This is a genomic window from Candidatus Vicinibacter affinis, from assembly GCA_016714365.1.
GTDB lineage: Bacteria > Bacteroidota > Bacteroidia > Chitinophagales > Saprospiraceae > Vicinibacter > Vicinibacter affinis.
Window position 1 is genome coordinate 3,020,230 of record JADJNH010000005.1, and the last position, 18,476, is coordinate 3,038,705.

Below are 18,476 nucleotides of genomic sequence, written 5' to 3' on the forward strand. Positions count from 1 at the left end.
TTTTACTTTTTAAATGTTGACTTATGAGAGTTTCTACGATATTGTTGTTAGCCAGTTGGCTGAGTTTGCAGGTATGTTGGGCTCAGTCTCTTACTATTAAGTATTCTAAAGTTGGATTAAGGGCGCTTATTCCAGTTGAATTTAAAAATGCCAGTGGTGTGGATGGCAGCTGGATAGGCGTTTACCGTGAATCTGATCCCGACGGGAATTATATTTCCTATCAATATATTAATAACCTGACGAGTGGTGAGTTGACCTTTCCAGGGTTTAAAAGTTCCGGTGTATATAATTTTAGACTCTATCGGGATGGGGGTTATAATAAGATTGCAACAAGTGCTTCTTTTTTAGTTGTTGAGGGCATGGTAATTGACAATAGCTTTGGTGACAATGGCATATTCAAATGGGATGCCTCCGGTGCAAAGTTGGCCAATGGTGCTAAAGCAGTCCGCTTGACAAAAGATGGACAACTAATTATTGCAGGTGACGTTAAAAATGGCAAAGTCAGCACCAATGGTGCTGAAACAGTAGATTTTACTGTAGTGAAATTGGGCGTTGATGGGCTTCTGGATCCGAGTTTCGGTATGAATGGAAAGGTTGTAATTTCTATAAAATCATCATTCTACCAAGTTTTTCCGACAAGCCTAAAAGCAATGGCATTACAGGTGGATGGAAAAATAATTCTAGGGGGCGATTTTATAGTTACATATTCTGATAATTCACTTGGATATGAAATTGGTTTAGTGAGATTAAATTCTAATGGTCAAATGGATCAAACATTTGGTGACAAGGGCTTGGTGATTCAATCCTTTAGACATGACGGGGAAACTCCCAGCCAGCTTGCAGATGAGCTAAAATGTTTAGAAGTTACTTCAGATAATAAGATCCTTATTGGTGGAGGTTCCATTTCAAGTGCACCATTTTCCCCTGGCAGACCGGCCATCAGGAGGTTTCTGAACAGCGGCATGTATGATAGTAGTTTTGGTGCTGTAGGTCTTATAACGCCATTGGATTCTATTACCTGGAGAGGTTATATTGAAAGTATCATCCCTCCCACTTCATCAGGTGATGGCTCGTTTCTCGCTATTGGAACAGCGAGGGCTCAGTTCGGCGCAAATCATCAGCTTTTGTATCGATTCGACAAAAATGGTGCTTATGTGAAAAGTTTTGGGAACGGCAAACCCGTAGTTGAAAAAAGGCCTGGTTTCCATAATGAGACCTACTCAAAACGAATTCTGAACTTTCCTGATGGAGAAGTACTAATGTATGGCGGAAGTGATATTTTTGCTCCATGGTTAATTAAACGATCTGCAACTTCTGGATCCAATATTCCTGATTTTGGGAATTTAGGACTTGTGATTTGTGACCCAGCTGAATTAGAAGTCCCTGGGGGAATCTTTATTGATAATGATAGAATAAGTATTGCTTACACAGGGAATGGAAGGCAGTTGGCCATGTCCAGATATAATCTCAAAGGAGAACTTGATATCGTTTTTGGTCATCCATATTTTGAGTTCACAGATCAATCAGGAACTTTCATTGAATACAATGTTCTGGATGTTATCAAACAAAATAGGGACAGATACGTAATGGTTGGATCAGCTAGACATTACAATCCTCCTCATTTTGAAACTTTTGCAATTGCGTTCAAGGATAATCCGGCAGTTTTTTCAGATATCGATGGAGTTGAAAAGATCAGGGAATCTAAATTGTTTCAAAATTATCCTAATCCTTTTAATTCACATACCACGATCCCATTTTTTTTAGACAAATCCTGCAGGGTTACAATAGAAATCTATGATTTTAATGGAAATAATTTAGGAGTATTGTTTGAGGGTGAATTAACAGAAGGTGACCACGAAATTGAGGTACCTTCTAGCTTTTTACGGGTAAAAATCTAACAGGCAAGTACTTGTATACCCTTATGATAAAACATATTTCAGGAATTATTATTACAAGTAAAATATTGAACCTAAAGTAATGAATGGGCATAAAATGATAATTCGTTTGAATAAAGTTGTTGCACAAATCAAACAACATACTAATAAAACTACTATTCAATCCCTTTGGTGACCATCGAAGTTCAATTTTAAATCAATAAATCTTTGGCTATACAATTCAAGGATATTTGACATAAAATCAATACCATGAGTTTTGATTTTCATCAAAGGAATTTTTAGAACAAATTTAAAATTCTAAAAGAGCATCGCTAAAATTACTTGATTCCACTTCAAGTAAAAAAAAGGATTCTGAGCTCTCAAATAAAATTAACTGGTTTTATTTACTGGATCTTAAAATAGATATCCAATTAAATTATAGTCTATCAACAAAATAATACTAACCCTGATTTTGAATAATTTATATACACCTTAAGGCTTTACGATGGATGCAGGTTGATTTAAAGTTACACAATGAAGTCCACCTCCCCGCCAATTTAAAGGCAATGCATTTACGCTTATAATTCGCCTTCCTGGAAATACTGCATTAAAGATATTTTTTACCTCTTGCTCCTTTTTCTTAGATGTTCCAGAGTGAATGTAACTTGGAATTATAACTTCAGAATTGGTTACAAAATAGTTAAGGTAACTTGTAGCAGCTACTCTAATAACCGAATCTCCCGCACTCCACCCATCCGTAGGTTTAAACATCATTTCTGGAATATTTAAGGTTGAATCCCATTCATTCCCTTTATTAATTCTAATTCTTTGCATTACATTGTTGGGTAGAGGTACCTTAACGATCTTAAACTCTTCTCCGTGTTCATTTCTAGAGGATTTTAATATTTCATAATTGGCAGACATCCTTTGAAAATTCAATTCAGTAATGGCATTCAAATGCTTTTCTTCTTCCGGCACCCAAGCTAATAAAATTGTTTTTGGTCCTACAAACCTTACAAATTCGTCCGTATGGCCTCCTGTTCCAATTCCGATGAAATTATCTACTATCGTTCCAAAAATATGTGGATCTTCTGCAAGACCTTCTTGTAACCATATAATATTACTAACTCCCAAAACTCGTTTAAATTCTTTTTCTATTTCATCTCTTGCCACGCCAGGATTCCTTTCTAAGGTAAGTTTTTCATTAAGTATTATAGTACCCTTTCCATTGGTTTCAATAGCCCCACCCTCGATGGCTATCCAAGTTTTCTCTATAGGTATTCCGAGGCGCACTGCCATTAAACTATCAAACTGCCCTTTTCTAGATTTTGATATCACTGACATCACTTCATTCACTAAAGACTGATTGCCGGAATAATATTCATTGAGCCACTCTCTATAACCGTATTGGGTCCAATTAAAATCCACTATCTTTAAAAGACCTTCCTTGTTTTTAACAAAAACTGCCCCATGATCCCTAATCCAGAGATCACTATCTGTAATACTCCGGTACTTGATAGGATGGGAATTGTGCTCAACATTACTCAGGTATTTCCTGCAGTCTTCCAGTAATGAATCTGAATCCGTGACAATATTAATCCTGATGCGCGATTCAATAATATTAATGAGCTCAGCATTTATTTTATTAAAGGGGGGCAAACCTATGCAAGACATCCAAACCATTTCCTGCGATTCAAAATCTGCTGGTATTGTATACTTGTTGTGAATCTCACTCGCAATTTTTGTTTGATTTACAAAAACAAATGTCAAGAATAAGAAAAACAAAGCAATCAGAAATGCTTCCCGCTTTCTAATATTCATATTTTACCTTTTACCGTCTATCCCAATATAAAAAAGACCAAATTAGGATTTGATCCTTCAATTTAAAAATTAACCTATCTACTTTAAATACAAAATTAAATTTAAACAAACTCAACTTACTGGTTAAAATAATTTCACTTTCCAGCAAATTCCAATTTCGTCACAATTTAGAAATTTTATTAATATATTCCTTATTATTGATGTCAATTATTTTTAGAATATACACCCCTGAAGGTAAGTCACACAAATCAGAGACACCCTCTTTTAGCTCTTTAACAAAGGTTCCAAAGCAGTTTAATAATTGGACCTCTCTAATTCCAACTTCAGAATGTATTGCAATCTCCCCAAAAGTAGGAACCGGAAAAATGTTGATTTTATTTATGGATAAATCCTCCGAGAAACTTAAACAGTAATTAACCTCACCCGGTGTAACCTTTGATATTGTTTGAAAATCTCCAGTTAAATCCGGACAGCGCCCTGAGGAAAAGTCAGTCTTTATTGTTGAATAAGAAGTTTGGTCGACAATTTGTCCATTATAGCTGAGTATAAGATTTCCACCCGAACCGGATAAAGAAAAATTTGTATGATGGTTTAGGTAACTGCTATTTTCTCCATCTGCCCAGACTAATAGATGTCCATTTGGGGATATATAGGCATCATCAGGAAATGACCATTTACGAAAATTCTGCAAATCGTCACTCAAATTAAACCCTGAAAGTTTTAAAAACTGGTTTGTATTATTCCCTAATTCAAACCAGTCCTTAATTTTCCCTTTTTCATTAAAAATACCCTTTGAATTAACTGGCACTAGTTCATTAATTACTAAATCTCCTAATTTTGCCAATGGTACATTTGCTTCAATTGTAAAAAATTCATGCTCTGCTCTTTCTGGCAAAAATGCACCAGCTTGATTGTTTTCAGCATAAAAATAGAATTGAATTAGTGGATCAGAAATTGTGATTGAAGTACCAAATATCTGGTCTCCGGCAAGATCATCCCCGTGCATTCCATCATCAAATAATGGCTCTCTTAAAAATCTATCTCCATTTTGTCTTCGGTATCCAAGATAAGCATTTCCACCATTAGATATTTTTACTTTAAAAACCACTACAGCTCCAATCTCAATGTTTGTTGGGATTTTTACAAATTCCAAAACAGGAGGTGATGCTGATAAGACATTTTTTAAAAAATTAGCTCGTGCATCCATTAACGGAAAAATTCCAGGTGAAGTGGGAGCCCCATTAGTTCCCGGAGTATTAGTTTCAAGTGCAACTTTGAAATTACCATAAGTAGATAGAAAATTAGAATCAATTAATACTGCAGGTTCAACTAAATTCTGGAGTTTCAATGCCCATTCTTTGTATTTTCCTGAAACAAAATTTTCCTGATTAATTGTTCTCATGTGCGCATAGTACATCTTAGCGTAAAATGGGTCATTTAATAATTTAAATATTAATGGCCAACCGTTTTCTGATTTATGAAGGTTGTGCGCCATTGTTTGCATAGTTATTGGGGTTAGTGATCCTGATATACCTCCGGGTAAAGCAAATCCGCCAAAAGCCATGTTTAGATCCCAAACAATTGGATTCCAAATATCTTTGTGATTTCTATATAAGTAATAATTCTGTCTAAAATTACCAGAATAACTGTCCAGGTTGACCAACACATTATTGAAAGCCAGCATCCATAGAAAACGATCTATATCAGCAATTGAGTTAAAATATTCAAAATGATTATTCAGGGTGTCACAAAGTTGAATCAATTCGTACCATCCAGTGTCAGATTCTAATTCATATTTCCCATTATAAAAATTTAAATCTTCTCCTAAATACCCAAGGTTAGGTCCGTTTCCAAAATTAGCCCCTATTGATTCAGGATTACATTTGACAAAACTGTAAGCTGAACTCAAGAAATTCCTTAAAATAAATCCTTTGTCAATACTCTCAGTATTGTTCATTAATCCATAATACTGGTTATTGATAAAAACTTTTGCAAAATTACTTTTGGGAGCAAACATATATTGTCTCAATACATCATAAGCCAAGGGCTCACGAATCATCGAATTATCGCTCCAGGCATTTCCTAATTTGATATCATCAAAACCCTCATAGTTTGCACTTTTAACAAGGTCCAATTTTATATGCAATGGGTTTTTCTTTCTTGAAATAGCATAACTACTATTCCCTTTAAACTTTACCCCAGCCAATAAATATTTATTGCCATTAATTAAGATTGAATCTGCCAATATGTATCCATCGTATCCAGCTTTGGCTGTATCCAACCTGAATCTCCAGTCGTCAAATGGAAAATAAATTTTTATATCCTGAATTATCTCTGAATCATAAAAACCTTGTCCAAAAATTAAATTAGGCAAGAAAAGCAACAAAAAATATACCTTAACTTTCAAACCATAAAATTTAATTGTAAATGATTAATGAGTAACAATAAGTTTTTTGAAACTGGTTGATTTTTCAGTTTGTAACACAAGATTGTAAACTCCATCGAAAAGGTCTCCAACGGAAAATTGATTTACATTATAAATTTTCTTTACAACTCTGCCCAGTTGATCTACCAAGATCAAGCAATAATTTGATTCTAAATCTGATGTAATAATATTCACCTTATCCGTTGTAGGATTAGGGAAGTAAGTCCACGTATCCATCAGATTAATATCCTTGATTAGGGTATGAATAAATTCAAAAGGGTCTGATAATATAGAGGCACAGCCATTACTATCGACAATTTGCACCTGATACGAACCAGTTTCTTTAGGTAATAAATACTTACTATTTGCACTGTCGATTGGGTTACCATAAAAAAACCACTGGTTTCCAATGTCCGCTGATGAAACAAGTAAAGAATCTTCTTTGGTGATAGATGGTTGTAACGGAAGTGGATTAACTTGAATTAAAATGCTATCCAAAGCAGTATTTCCATTTTCTGTCACTTTTAAAAAATACCAAGTATTTTTTTCGGGGTTAATATATGGATCTGGCAAATTAGAATTAAAACCAACAGGGTTGGAAGTCCATTCATACGTAGGATTTCCATTGCTCCCGGATAATTTGGAGTTGAGCTGAGTAATTTCACCTAAACAAATAATTGAATCAATTGCCGAAACATCTACCTCCAATCCATTTGACTTAACCACAATAGTAATTGAACTTGTAGTCAAGCAACCTGCTGAAGATGTAACGGTCACTTCATAAGTCGTAGTAACAGCTGGCTTAGCGACTGGATTGGCTACTGTTGAATTTGAAAGCCCTTCAGCAGGGGACCAACTATAATTTATTCCAGTCGCTGCAGTAGAAACAATTGTACAATTAAGGTTTGTACTTTCCCCTTGATTTATTGAAGTAGAACTTGCGGAAACACTTGCCATCAGATTTTCAATAAAACATTTAGAATATCTGAAAGCCTGAGGGATTGGTGCATTGCCCTGATACAACCATAATTGCTTACCAAATGAATCTACTTCATAAACTTTAGAGGCAGTTGCTAAACATATCAATAAATTCCCATTCGGCAATTCCTGACTACTTCCCATATTGCTGGTGTAACCATTAGCAGCATGACGGAAAGAATAATTAGCAGGTAAATAAGCCTGACCTGGGGTTAAGGAATATTTTTTGCCATCCCATGTGGATTCAAAATAGTCCGCAGCAGTTTGGTTGTTACTTACACCCTGATTATTAACTGCAGCCAAAAATCCTGCTCTTGGTGCATCTTTTGGAACCCAATGTGCGTCATGCATCACTTTAAAAATGACTGGTCCTTGGGCGCCATAAGTTGCCGGATTTCCCCATCGGTAGAGAAAGCCACCTCCAACCCCAAAACGACCACCTTTATTTAGAGCTGTTTCAGCTTTACTTAAGCTATGATCGATTACCCACATTTCATTTAAAAAATGCGAACTAAGCACAATCTGATCAAGCTCTTCATTATAGTCAACCCCATTCATATGAACCCAATCGTTTTTATTGTTTAGGTAGTTTATATTCAGCATGTGGGGAGTATTTACAAGAGAACTCACGTAATTTGATAAAGCAGGGTTTGTATTTTGACATAGGTGATCCCACAAATGCCATTCCCAAACAATTTCAGCTGTACTTAAACCTGTAGGCTTTAATTCAATTAATTTTTCTGAATATCTTGAAGCATTTGGTCCTCCCTTCGCAGAACTTTCAGCTGCAGATTTTAGTTCGTATACTATTACAAGGACATTCCCATTAGGCAAAGGGCAAAAATCATGATGAGCACATTGTGTATTGTCAGAAATTGTATAATCGAACAATATTTTACCCTCCCAATCTACTTTTTGGATCCTTCCTGTGATTCCACCACCTCTGAATATTGCATTTGGGGCACCAACCGATCTCCACAATATTCCACCGGGCATTAGATGGGATGAGTATGCTGTCTTTCCACTCAAATTGTTCCAAGACTTCACTACCAAGCTATTTGTATCCAACAGGTTTACTGTATTTGAATTTCCGGGTGCAATCATCGTAACATAACCCCATTTCTGAGCAATTATTTGATTATCAAAAACTTGCAATATTAAAATCCAAACAAGAATCCTGGCAAATGATTCAAAAACCTTCATAGATTGTTTATTTTTAGATTGTAAAAAGGATACAAAGACAGCATGTGTACTGTAAAAATGAAACTTTTAATTAACATATCTTTTTTTTTAACCTTTCGCCTTCACAAAAAAAAATCATAAATATGGGTTTTATTGAAATATGCAGGTCCTTTTAGTTTTTGTTGAAATTGTTAATAAATTCTTGAGCAAAAAGAGAGTAAATTCTAACAATTAAAAGTGGTTTTATTAATTCCTAAATTTTTGCATTAAATATCAGAATTTCTAAAAATCCAAATTAGATTGAGAGATCTGATGTAAATTATATTAATATTTGGTATATCCTATTACACATTAATATTCAATAATTTACACATATATATTTTAACTAAACAAACACTTATTTAAATCATAAAAATTAAGTAAAACACGGATTTTGAAAGATTTAACCGAGGAGCATAAACATACTTTTGAAATAAATTGATAGAATAGCCGTATATTGTAGCGTCTAAATGCTAACAATTATCAATATGAATAAATTATTTACTTTAATCATTTTTGCCATCACCTTCCCTTGGCTATCGGCTCAGGATGTAATAATTAACAGTAAAAAGATTCCTGTTGACCAGGTTCTTTTTCAAAAATTTAGGCAAGTTGAAGAATATGAAATTAATGTAGAAGACATTCGAAAAAAATTAGAGAATATCACCAAAGTCGGTGTTGAATTACAACTCAATCTTGATTCTAAAAGGATCATACTTCAATTATTTGAGTATGACATGTTTAAAAGCAATGCCATTGTCAAGATTCAAACTGCAAATGGTATTGTTACACGCAAACCAAGTAAAGAATTGAGAACTTTCAGAGGGATTTCTTCTAGTTTTTCTGGGGGTAATGCTGGTATGACAGTGGCTAAGGATTTTTTGGCTGTTATTTTCAATGAAAACGGCCAAACATATTATTTAGAACAAAAAAACCGAAGTTTGGACCAAAATTTATTGAATCAATTCATATTGTACAAGACATCGGATGTACTGCCGGTAAAAGATGTTTTATGCGGTGCTGATTTGTTAAATAAACACAAAGAAGAACATATGAAGGATTTTGATGGCGGAGAAATTGACAAAAGGAATAAGAGTTGTTATGAAGTTGATTTAGCTTTAGCGTGTGATTGGTCTTATACAAATTTTTACAAGAGTCCTTCAAATGCGGAAGCAGCCATGGTAAACGTTGCAAATTTCATGCAAATTGATTGGGCTACACCTCTTTTAAATGAATATATATACTCAATTTCAGATTTATGGATATCAGAAGATCAATTTAAAGATCCATGGATTAATTCTAATGATATTTTTACTCATCTTGACATATTATTTGGTCAACAATTTTCAATTTTCACGAATGTTTATGACGTAGCAACTCTTTGGACAGTAAAATTTACAACAGGGGCAGTTGGGGTAGCAAATCTGAGTTCAGTATGTAAGGTTAATGGCTTAAACGTTTGCAGTGAATTCATTTCAAATATTTTTTTATTAAAACAATTACAATCACATGAATTAGGACATAATTTTTCTTGTACACATGACCCTTTAGGACCAACAATTATGTCTCCTGTGGTCAATGGTTCCGGGACCTGGTCGTTTCAATCAATGAATGAAATACAAGTTTACACACTTAGTAATGGTGGTTGTCTAAATGACTGCAGTGGCGGGAATATTCCTGTTGCAGAATTTTCAGCTGATCCCCCATATGGCTGTATTCCATTAACAGTGCAATTCAATAACCTTTCTGTAAATGGTGTATCCTATAAATGGTCATTTTCTGGAGGCAATCCCGCTACCTCAACAGATATTAATCCAGTAGTTACCTACAATTCAATTGGAAAATATGATGTTACCCTGGAAGTTATGAATCCAAAGTGCAGTGTTAAGGTTACCAAACCCTTATTTATTGAAACAAATGACCTACCGACAGCTGATTTTACAGGTGGAAATGTAGATTTGGTTGTTCTATTTGTGAATAGATCACAACGGGGAGTAGAATATTTCTGGGATTTTGGAGATGGTGAAACCAGTGAAGAATTTATGCCGGAACATGAATATGCCAAGGATGGACTTTATAAAGTTTGCTTAACCGTTACCAATGACTGTGGTAGCAAAACAATTTGCAAAAACATTGGAGTCTATACATATCCAATTGCGGAATTCACTTCTGATACTACCTGGGGCTGCGCACCTAAAACTATAAAGTTTTTTGACCGATCATCCAGTAACGTGATCAACTGGACCTGGTCATTTCCTGGTGGCACACCTTCTGGTTCATTCCAAAAGGATCCGGTAGTGAAGTATACAAATCCAGGTGTTTATAAAGTAAAACTTTCAGTTAACACACCAAAATTTTCAACTTCAATAACAAAAGAAATGTATATCCGAATTGACAGCATTCCGGATGCAAAATTCAGCTATCAATTAAATGGACCTAATGTTTCTTTTACCAATAAGTCGGTTTATGCAAATACTCATTTTTGGGATTTTGGTGATGGAACTACCAGTGTTGAAGAAAGCCCCAATCATCAATACAGAGATGGTCGTTACGAAGTGAGATATACAGCTACTAATGCTTGTGGGTCTACGACTGTAAAAGATGTTGTCATCATCGGAACTAAACCTACAGCTGGTTTCAGAACCCAAACGCCAATTGGTTGTGTTCCTTTTACAGTTCAATATGAGAATACTTCTACCAGTAGTGCAACAGACTTCATTTGGACCTTCCCAGGAGGAAATCCTTCCACAAGTACTGCCCGCAATCCAATTGTTACATACAATGCTAAAGGAAAGTACGATGCCAAATTGGTTGCAAAAAATTTCCTTGAAAGCGACTCTCTGACTTTGACTGATTTTATAGAAGTCAAAATAGCCCCAACTGCAGAGTTTCAAAATAGTATTACCGGATTCGTTGCCTATTTTACTAACTTAAGTACAGAGGCAACTAATTACTATTGGGATTTTGGAGACAACAAAACGAGTACTGAAGCAAACCCAAGTCACAATTACGGTGTAGAAGGAGAATTCAATGTAAGACTCATTACTGAAAATGAATGCGGCATTGATACTTTCGACAAACTTATCGCTGTTTACCTTATTCCAAAAGTAAACTTTAAAGCAGACACCATCAGAGGTTGTGCCCCACTTAATGTAGTGTTTACTGATCAATCATCCATTGACGTTTTGGAGTGGAATTGGCAGTTTGAAAATGGTATGCCAGGAGTTTCCAATCTTAAAAACCCAATTGTAAGGTTCAATATGGCAGGAACTTACACAGTGAAACTTTCAGTTAAAAACAGTAATGGTACCAACTCAGCCACAAAGGTTAAGTACATCGAGGTACTCTCTCCCGTACTTTGTCCTAAAAAGCCCGGAAAGAAAGGGCCTAAATCCCTACCCAATGATGAGGCTCTGATACAGGTAGATATGTCTCAAAGGGCTTATGGAATTTTAGAAACTAAAATTTTCCCTAACCCTACGAATTCAAGTCTTCACATTCAAACCATGGAAAATACAAATTATTCCTTAGTGAATATGACTGGACAAAAGATTATTTCTGGAAAAACTACCAATCTGACAACTACAATCGATGTTTCGGATGTTCAACCAGGAACCTATTTTGTAAGATTGGAAAACAATCAATTTAATTCAGTGCATAAAGTGATTATTTCAAAATAATCGCTTTCAAAATATTATTAAAAAAGGCTGCAGAAATGCGGCCTTTTTTATTTTACACAACCAGCTGTTCAAAATTGATGCTAGGGCATATTTAGCATTGGCATTCAGAAACTTAAAGTCCTTTATTGTTGTCCGTTTTTTAATCACCGAAAAAATCACAATTCTAAAACCATTTAAAGATCCGGTAAGGAGTCTATCAACTCTTTGGCCATAATACATTATTCCTGAACTAATCTGAACGGTATTTATCAGCATTAATCCGTCAAGTTTAATTTTCAGGTTCATTTACAGAAGTGTAAAGAACAATTCACGACAGAGATCTGATAAATCTCAACGCCCTATTCATTTAATCTCTGTACATAACCTTTTAAGTTTTTAAAAACACCTATCTATAAATGAAACCTCCTATAAGAGTGCCTTTGACTAAAATATGTTCTCAAAAAAAATAAAGCTCCTTTCTCCTTCGACTTTGTAGATTTAAAACTTGAACTTGGAAAACACTAAAATTAAACTTATCAGACCTTAACCAAACATCGCTAATAATCTAAATTTAGAAAAGTTTGTGATGGTTTGTGAAGGTTTGTGGAAGTGTATTAAACCCTCAGGCCTTTCAGAAATAAAACATTCATTCAATAGAAATTACTCAAAGGTTTTTTATATTCAAATCAATTTACAAAGATCCTTTCAAATGGAAATCACGTAACCATGATTTAATAATATATTGGCTACTAAAATAAAAATAAGCTACAATGTAGAATTTAAAGCGTTAAGCCTTTTAACATTTAAGATAACTGTATAAAACGGATTTGTTTTAAAGTTGAATTTATCGCAAAAGCTTCAAATTAGAATTTTAATATCCTGATTGTATTACTTATTCCTTGTTCGCTGACAAATCTTACAGAATACATTCCAGCCTGTAATTCCTGACCAACGAAAATGTTTTGCACACCTTCTGGAACTTGAATTTTACTTACCAAAATTCCGTTGAGGTTAAAAATTTCCAAATTCCTGTTTTTTAACCCAGACATTAAATTTAATTCAATGGTGGTTTGAATATTAAATCTACTAGGATACGCAGATATGTTCAGTTTGTCATTAACGAGGTCAATGGCACGTACAGGTCTTCCTTCAGTAACTAAAAACCCATCAAAAGCACCCTCCAATACATGCCCTGGATTGTCATCGGCAATATCAATTGTCAACACCATGCTATCTGTTAAGGTTATCATTGACTTGAGATCAATTTTTGACTTGGTAGTCCACTTCGGGTCAGGAGAGGTAATCTCATCTAGCACCACAGTTTGAGAGCCATTATTTAACCTTACCACCATTTTGTCATTGGGAATACCACTTCCACTTTGGTTGGCAAACCAAGTTGAATAGCTAAGCAAAGGCTGATTGTAGGTTACCAAATTCATTACAGGAGAAATAAGAACTGTCCCGCCATTGTCAATATCATCGTCTGATATTGTTGAACCTTCATTACCGGTAATGTAACATTCCACACCAAAGTCATTTGGCAGGTCCAATTCAGGAGCAACTGCTACCCCACCCTGGAAAGTTCCTTTGGGTTCCCCTCTAGTCCATGTTCCAGAAGAGGCTGTAGAAGTAACTTTCCAACCTTGGTCAAAAAGAAAATCGTCTTGGTATCCTTTACTCATCAAAATTGTTATTTCAGGAACTGGATTTTGTGAATCGAAAATGACCTTCTTGTGAAGATAGCCCCACTTTCCTGCAAATAAGTCATAAGGAATGGTATCTTGAAAAACTTGAACATCAACTGTTCCAGTTTGGTCTGTGATAAAATTTTTATCTCTGTTGGGATTAGAAAACAGTACTCTTACATCGGGTATATTTTGCAGAGTTTTAGCATCCTTGACTATGACTTTTGGATTTAACAGAACATTTCTTGGTTTTAACTTTACATCCTTCAATGTCACTACGCCATTTAACAAATCTACACTGATGGTTTTTGGAAAATATTCTGGATGGTTGAATAATACACTGTAGGTCCCTGACACAGCGTAACCAGTCTTATATTCACCTTTAAGATCGCTTGTCTTTCCATTTTTTCGTGGAGCTAAAATTTCAATTGTAGCATTGTTTATAGGAAAACCCGTCAACGAGTCAACAACCTTACCCTCAAGATAACAAGCTCTGACATAAGTTGGCTTAATTACAAAAAGTCCACCTTGAATATCGGAGGCAACAATGGTTCCACTTGGCAAGAAAGGACTCACACCCCAACAACCATTAAAACCACCATGCGGACCAGACCAGGTGTCTACACTGCCCACTTCGACCATATTATCCGGTCTATGTACGTCCGTAATCTTTACTCCATCTGTATAAAAAGAAGTTACCAAATATCCGTTTATATATCTGGTATTATGAGGTATAACTCCCTTACCTTCAGTATCCTTCGGCCGATATTTGTCGAGTAACTTAATATTTGCTAAATCCTGTATATCGTAAGATGCAACATAAGCATTGTCTCTTTCATCGGTAGTAAAAACAAACTTCCCATCGTCAGAGGGCCAGGCATTGTGTGTAAAAGCAAAAGGAGTGGTGACTGCAGCTAACTCTTTCGCAGCCGCGGGATTTTTAATATCCCAAATACTCAAAACACCGTCCAAAACATCAGCTGACCAAATAGTATCATTTCTTCCAAAATTATCATGACAGTACCTCTTGGTTTGAGCCCCAAGATATTGGGGGTTTTCAGGTTGCTTAGAGATGTCAAATATAAGTGTTCCTCTCCATGGTGTACAACCATTTAAATATAATCTACCTTTATCGTCTACAAAAACCGTATGACAAGTATTCAGTTCAGCGGTTTGTCCATTCGCAGTAATATTTGCCTTCCAAAATTTACCGGTAATGTTTAAAGGGGCATTTTTCATATTTATGATAATTAGCCCATTGGCTTGATTATCGTTTACTCCATAAATATAATCCCCATAAATATATACCTCTCTCCAAATTGTATTGACACCAGGTAACCTGAACCTTTCAATAGGTTTTGCCGGATCTTCTAAACTATAAATAATTACAGCGTCTTTACTTCCAAAGACGGCGTACTCGATTTTATTTTTATCAACAAAATGCCAGATCCCCGAGCCTCCCTCTGGTACCGGAACATGGGCTACGATCTTCATGTTTAGATCACCATCTTGGGCTAAAAGTGAAAAACAAGTAAAGCAAAATAAAAATGTGAAAAATCTGTATTTCATAAAATAATTTTCACTGCAAATTTACTTAAAATAAACAAGGAAATCGACAAAATTCAAGCAACACTTGAACTTAATTTGCCATTACTTGCTCATCTTTGCAGATCGACAAAAAACAAAAATGGAAGTATTAAGCAGAACAGATAATAACATCATAATAATCACAATCAATAGAGAATCAAGTCTAAATGCATTAAACAAAAATGTAATTCATATTTTATCTGAAATTTTTAATTCCATACAAAAATCGCCCAATGGAATAAAAGGAGTTATTCTCACCGGGGCGGGATCTAAATCATTTGTGGCTGGAGCTGACATTACAGAGTTTCAAAACATCAGTCAAAAAGAGGGAGAGGCTCTTTCATTGAGAGGCCAGAAACTGTTTTCATTTATAGAAGCGCTGGAAATTCCAGTGATAGCGGCAATTAATGGATTTGCGCTGGGAGGAGGATGTGAATTGGCCATGAGTTGTCATCTTCGGGTTGCAGGAGAACATGCCCGATTCGGACAACCCGAACTCAATCTCGGACTTATTCCCGGCTATGGGGCTACACAAAGATTGAGCAGGTACATTGGAAAAACCAAAACCATGGAATTATTACTTACGGGAGACATGATAAATGCAAACGAAGCTTTAACATTAGGGTTGGTAAATCAAGTTTGCGAGTCAGGACTTGAGCTAACCAAATCAATTGAATTAATTGAAAAAATAAGTAAAAAGGGACCAAAGTCAATTGCAGCAATCATAAGAACAGTAAATGCTTATTATCGACAAGAGGGACCTGGATTTGAATTTGAAGCTTCTGAGTTTGGAAAAATGATGGAATCAGAAGAGGCGAAAGAAGGAATTACAGCTTTTATTGAAAAAAGAAAACCTATCTTCAGGTCATAACGATCCTAATTTCTGATAGACTCTTAAAAATTTATTAAGATAACTTTTGGTGACTGATCTTCATTAAGAAATAAGTTTCATAGATAGTAAAGATTAAATATATGAAAAGCGCAGGAATGATAATTTCCTTCTTATCGTATCCAAGTTTTCTTATCGCCAGAATAACTATAAAAACAAACAAGGTGATCTTCAATAATACTGAAATCAGGAATATTTGACTAAACAAATATAGATTTTTCGATTGGCTGGCGCGAGACGAAATTTCATAAACAACTATCCCGAAAAACATAAAAAAAACGCTCAGGATACTTAAAAAGAATTTGGACTTTTCCTGGATGGTAAACATTACATTTCCTATCAACCAAGAAAAGATTACACAAAGAAACAAAAAGAGAAAAAACTTTGTCCTGTTCATTCTGATCTTGTCTTTTGAAGGTCCACATAGACCCACACCATTGCTGCAATAAAGAAAATGGTAACAGATAGCAATGTAAAATAAGGTTTTTCCGTACTCATCTTTTGATCAATCCATCTACCAATTATTGCACCTATGGCCATTGTTCCAAATAATTGGAAGGCCAAACCAGAATATTTAAGGTAAGCGTTTACCCTGCTTTTATCGGGGCGCATTCTGCTATTACTTCAAATTATCTTCAGACCGCACAGGAGGGGGTGTATTTCTCCCCGTAAACTGTGAAGCCATTTTACTGACAACATTGAATTTAGCACCTGGACTAACAGACAGTTTATCCGTATTGATTTCTCCTTCCACATGTGCAGTTTCTTTGATTTGTAAGAGATCCTCAATGATTAAACTGCCTTTAAATTGGCCTTCAATCACTGCATTTTGAGCTTTTATCTCACCTTCAATTTGACCCTTTGGACCAATAATCACCTTGCCCTTACAAATTAACACCCCTTTCAAGAGTCCGTCAATCCTAATATCATTGTCTGCATTTATGGTGCCTTCGATTACGGTTCCCATAACGAGGCTGTTGAGCGCACCCTGTGTTGGTGTGCCAGGAGAACCCTTAATTGGCTCTTTTACTTGTGTATTCTTGTTTCCAAACATAAGTTTACCTTTTTGAGAAGATAAAATTACAAAAAATCCCACAGCTTATCGACCCGCCAACAAAAAGAAAGAGCATCCTAAAATGGATGCTCCTTATATATTAAATATCTTGTAAGTGTATTAGAAGTTAGGGCAATAGATTCCACGTTTCTCAGGACCGCAGATGTTGTAAATAAATGAAAATTCGAATGAATTATTTGCAGCACTGGCCTTCCTAAGTCCAGAAACATTCACGTCATAACTTAAACCAACTCCGAATTTATTGTAATCAAATCTCGTAGAAAGTATCAATGCATCCATTAGTACACCATTGGAATAGGTCACTGGCGTCGTGGTTGCATCTTTTACCTTTTCTGAATTGGCAAGTCGCCCCCATAATCCAAGTTGGAAGGATTGTTCGTCGTATCTTGATTTACTCATATTGAAACGGAAACTGGTTCCTCCATTAACCTGCCAATGAGGACCTTGAAAGAAACTAACGATACCTGGAACGATGCTATTTTTTCGATCTAAAGCAAATACACCTCCACCATGTACGGTCAATTTTGGATACAAAGGTGCCGGACTAAAATTGTTGCCTGGTGCATCCACTGAATTATTCTGTAGGGGTTCATTCAAGTGACTGTAAGAACCTCCAAAATAATAATTGTTGTTCTTATCTAATACAGAGAACCACAAGAGTCCAATAGTCATGTCAGCAAACAAGAACCCTGGATCAAAAATTGTTGGGTCTCCGGGTAAATTAGTATTTGGGCCACTAGAGGTGATCTGATTTCCCCACAGGGCGTTATGAAAATTGATGCTTCTCTGATTTAGAGAGGCATCTGCACCAAAAACTAGGTATTGGGCAGAAGTACGGGTTCCAGCCATTCGTTTGCTGTAAGACCCCGAAAGTTTAAATTGAATGGTCGAAAAATCTAATGATCCAGCCTTATCTCCCCAAAATGTTCCTCCAAAGCCAAAGTAATCATACCTTCCTACCGGTATTTTTTGGTCAAAGGACATATTAAAGGTATTAAATGACTTGGATTTAAGAACAGGAGCCCATTGATTCCTGTAATTTGCCACAAATCTCATTTTACAGTTCATGACCCCGGTTAAGGCGGGATTAAGATTCAAAGGAGACATATAAAACTGGGAAAAGTGGATGTCCTGAGTGAACACACTCAATGGAACTAAAAAAAGAATCAATTGTATAATTCTACGCATACCTACTATTTTAGCAAAGGTTAAATATAGAGCTATTCTGACAAAAAACATTCCCATTTCGAAGCGCTCTAAAC

General features: G+C 35.5%; 10 protein-coding genes. 3 read left to right on the top strand and 7 right to left on the bottom strand.

Annotated features, from left to right (window positions below; genetic code table 11):
* The first annotated feature begins 23 nt into the window (after window positions 1-23).
* Window positions 24-1,898, top strand: a complete 1,875-nt coding sequence (locus IPJ53_12030) for a hypothetical protein (GenBank protein ID MBK7799830.1) — start codon at window positions 24-26, stop codon at window positions 1,896-1,898.
* A 468-nt stretch (window positions 1,899-2,366) separates the two neighbouring features.
* Here the strand turns inward: IPJ53_12030 and IPJ53_12035 are convergent, their stop codons facing one another.
* The 3 genes from IPJ53_12035 to IPJ53_12045 all read right to left on the bottom strand — a co-directional run bounded on the left by IPJ53_12035 (window position 2,367) and on the right by IPJ53_12045 (window position 8,301).
* A complete protein-coding gene (locus tag IPJ53_12035) occupies window positions 2,367-3,695 on the bottom strand; it encodes an agmatine deiminase family protein (GenBank protein MBK7799831.1) in 1,329 nt (442 codons plus the stop codon).
* A gap of 160 nt (window positions 3,696-3,855) precedes the next feature.
* On the bottom strand, window positions 3,856-6,102 hold the full coding sequence (locus tag IPJ53_12040) for a CotH kinase family protein (protein ID MBK7799832.1): 2,247 nt from the start codon (window positions 6,100-6,102) through the stop codon (window positions 3,856-3,858).
* A 24-nt stretch (window positions 6,103-6,126) separates the two neighbouring features.
* On the bottom strand, window positions 6,127-8,301 hold the full coding sequence (locus IPJ53_12045) for an aryl-sulfate sulfotransferase (GenBank protein MBK7799833.1): 2,175 nt from the start codon (window positions 8,299-8,301) through the stop codon (window positions 6,127-6,129).
* A 506-nt stretch (window positions 8,302-8,807) separates the two neighbouring features.
* Here IPJ53_12045 and IPJ53_12050 point away from each other — a divergent pair.
* Window positions 8,808-11,999, top strand: a complete 3,192-nt coding sequence (locus IPJ53_12050) for a PKD domain-containing protein (protein MBK7799834.1) — start codon at window positions 8,808-8,810, stop codon at window positions 11,997-11,999.
* Between the two features lie 842 nt (window positions 12,000-12,841).
* Here IPJ53_12050 and IPJ53_12055 read toward each other — a convergent pair.
* Window positions 12,842-15,232: a choice-of-anchor B family protein gene (locus tag IPJ53_12055; GenBank protein ID MBK7799835.1), complete on the bottom strand. Its 2,391-nt coding sequence runs from the start codon at window positions 15,230-15,232 to the stop codon at window positions 12,842-12,844.
* Between the two features lie 118 nt (window positions 15,233-15,350).
* On the opposite strand from IPJ53_12055, the gene IPJ53_12060 reads away from it, so the two are divergent.
* A complete protein-coding gene (locus IPJ53_12060) occupies window positions 15,351-16,121 on the top strand; it encodes an enoyl-CoA hydratase/isomerase family protein (GenBank protein MBK7799836.1) in 771 nt (256 codons plus the stop codon).
* A gap of 411 nt (window positions 16,122-16,532) precedes the next feature.
* Here the strand turns inward: IPJ53_12060 and IPJ53_12065 are convergent, their stop codons facing one another.
* The 3 genes from IPJ53_12065 to IPJ53_12075 form a co-directional block, all read right to left on the bottom strand.
* Entirely contained in the window at window positions 16,533-16,751 is a 219-nt protein-coding gene (locus IPJ53_12065) for an AtpZ/AtpI family protein (protein ID MBK7799837.1), read from the bottom strand.
* Window positions 16,752-16,758: 7 nt separating this feature from the next.
* Entirely contained in the window at window positions 16,759-17,193 is a 435-nt protein-coding gene (locus IPJ53_12070) for a polymer-forming cytoskeletal protein (protein MBK7799838.1), read from the bottom strand.
* 120 nt (window positions 17,194-17,313) lie between these two features.
* On the bottom strand, window positions 17,314-18,402 hold the full coding sequence (locus IPJ53_12075) for a PorP/SprF family type IX secretion system membrane protein (protein ID MBK7799839.1): 1,089 nt from the start codon (window positions 18,400-18,402) through the stop codon (window positions 17,314-17,316).
* Window positions 18,403-18,476 lie beyond the last annotated feature (74 nt).

Excerpts from the sequence above, each read along its gene's own strand:
- IPJ53_12030 (MBK7799830.1), top strand. The coding sequence starts at position 24 with ATGAGAGTTTCTACGATATTGTTGTTAGCCAGTTGGCTGAGTTTGCAG.
- IPJ53_12035 (MBK7799831.1), bottom strand. The coding sequence starts at position 3,695 with ATGAATATTAGAAAGCGGGAAGCATTTCTGATTGCTTTGTTTTTCTTA.
- IPJ53_12045 (MBK7799833.1), bottom strand. The coding sequence starts at position 8,301 with ATGAAGGTTTTTGAATCATTTGCCAGGATTCTTGTTTGGATTTTAATA.
- IPJ53_12050 (MBK7799834.1), top strand. The coding sequence starts at position 8,808 with ATGAATAAATTATTTACTTTAATCATTTTTGCCATCACCTTCCCTTGG.
- IPJ53_12055 (MBK7799835.1), bottom strand. The coding sequence starts at position 15,232 with ATGAAATACAGATTTTTCACATTTTTATTTTGCTTTACTTGTTTTTCA.
- IPJ53_12060 (MBK7799836.1), top strand. The coding sequence starts at position 15,351 with ATGGAAGTATTAAGCAGAACAGATAATAACATCATAATAATCACAATC.
- IPJ53_12065 (MBK7799837.1), bottom strand. The coding sequence starts at position 16,751 with ATGCGCCCCGATAAAAGCAGGGTAAACGCTTACCTTAAATATTCTGGT.
- IPJ53_12070 (MBK7799838.1), bottom strand. The coding sequence starts at position 17,193 with ATGTTTGGAAACAAGAATACACAAGTAAAAGAGCCAATTAAGGGTTCT.
- IPJ53_12075 (MBK7799839.1), bottom strand. The coding sequence starts at position 18,402 with ATGCGTAGAATTATACAATTGATTCTTTTTTTAGTTCCATTGAGTGTG.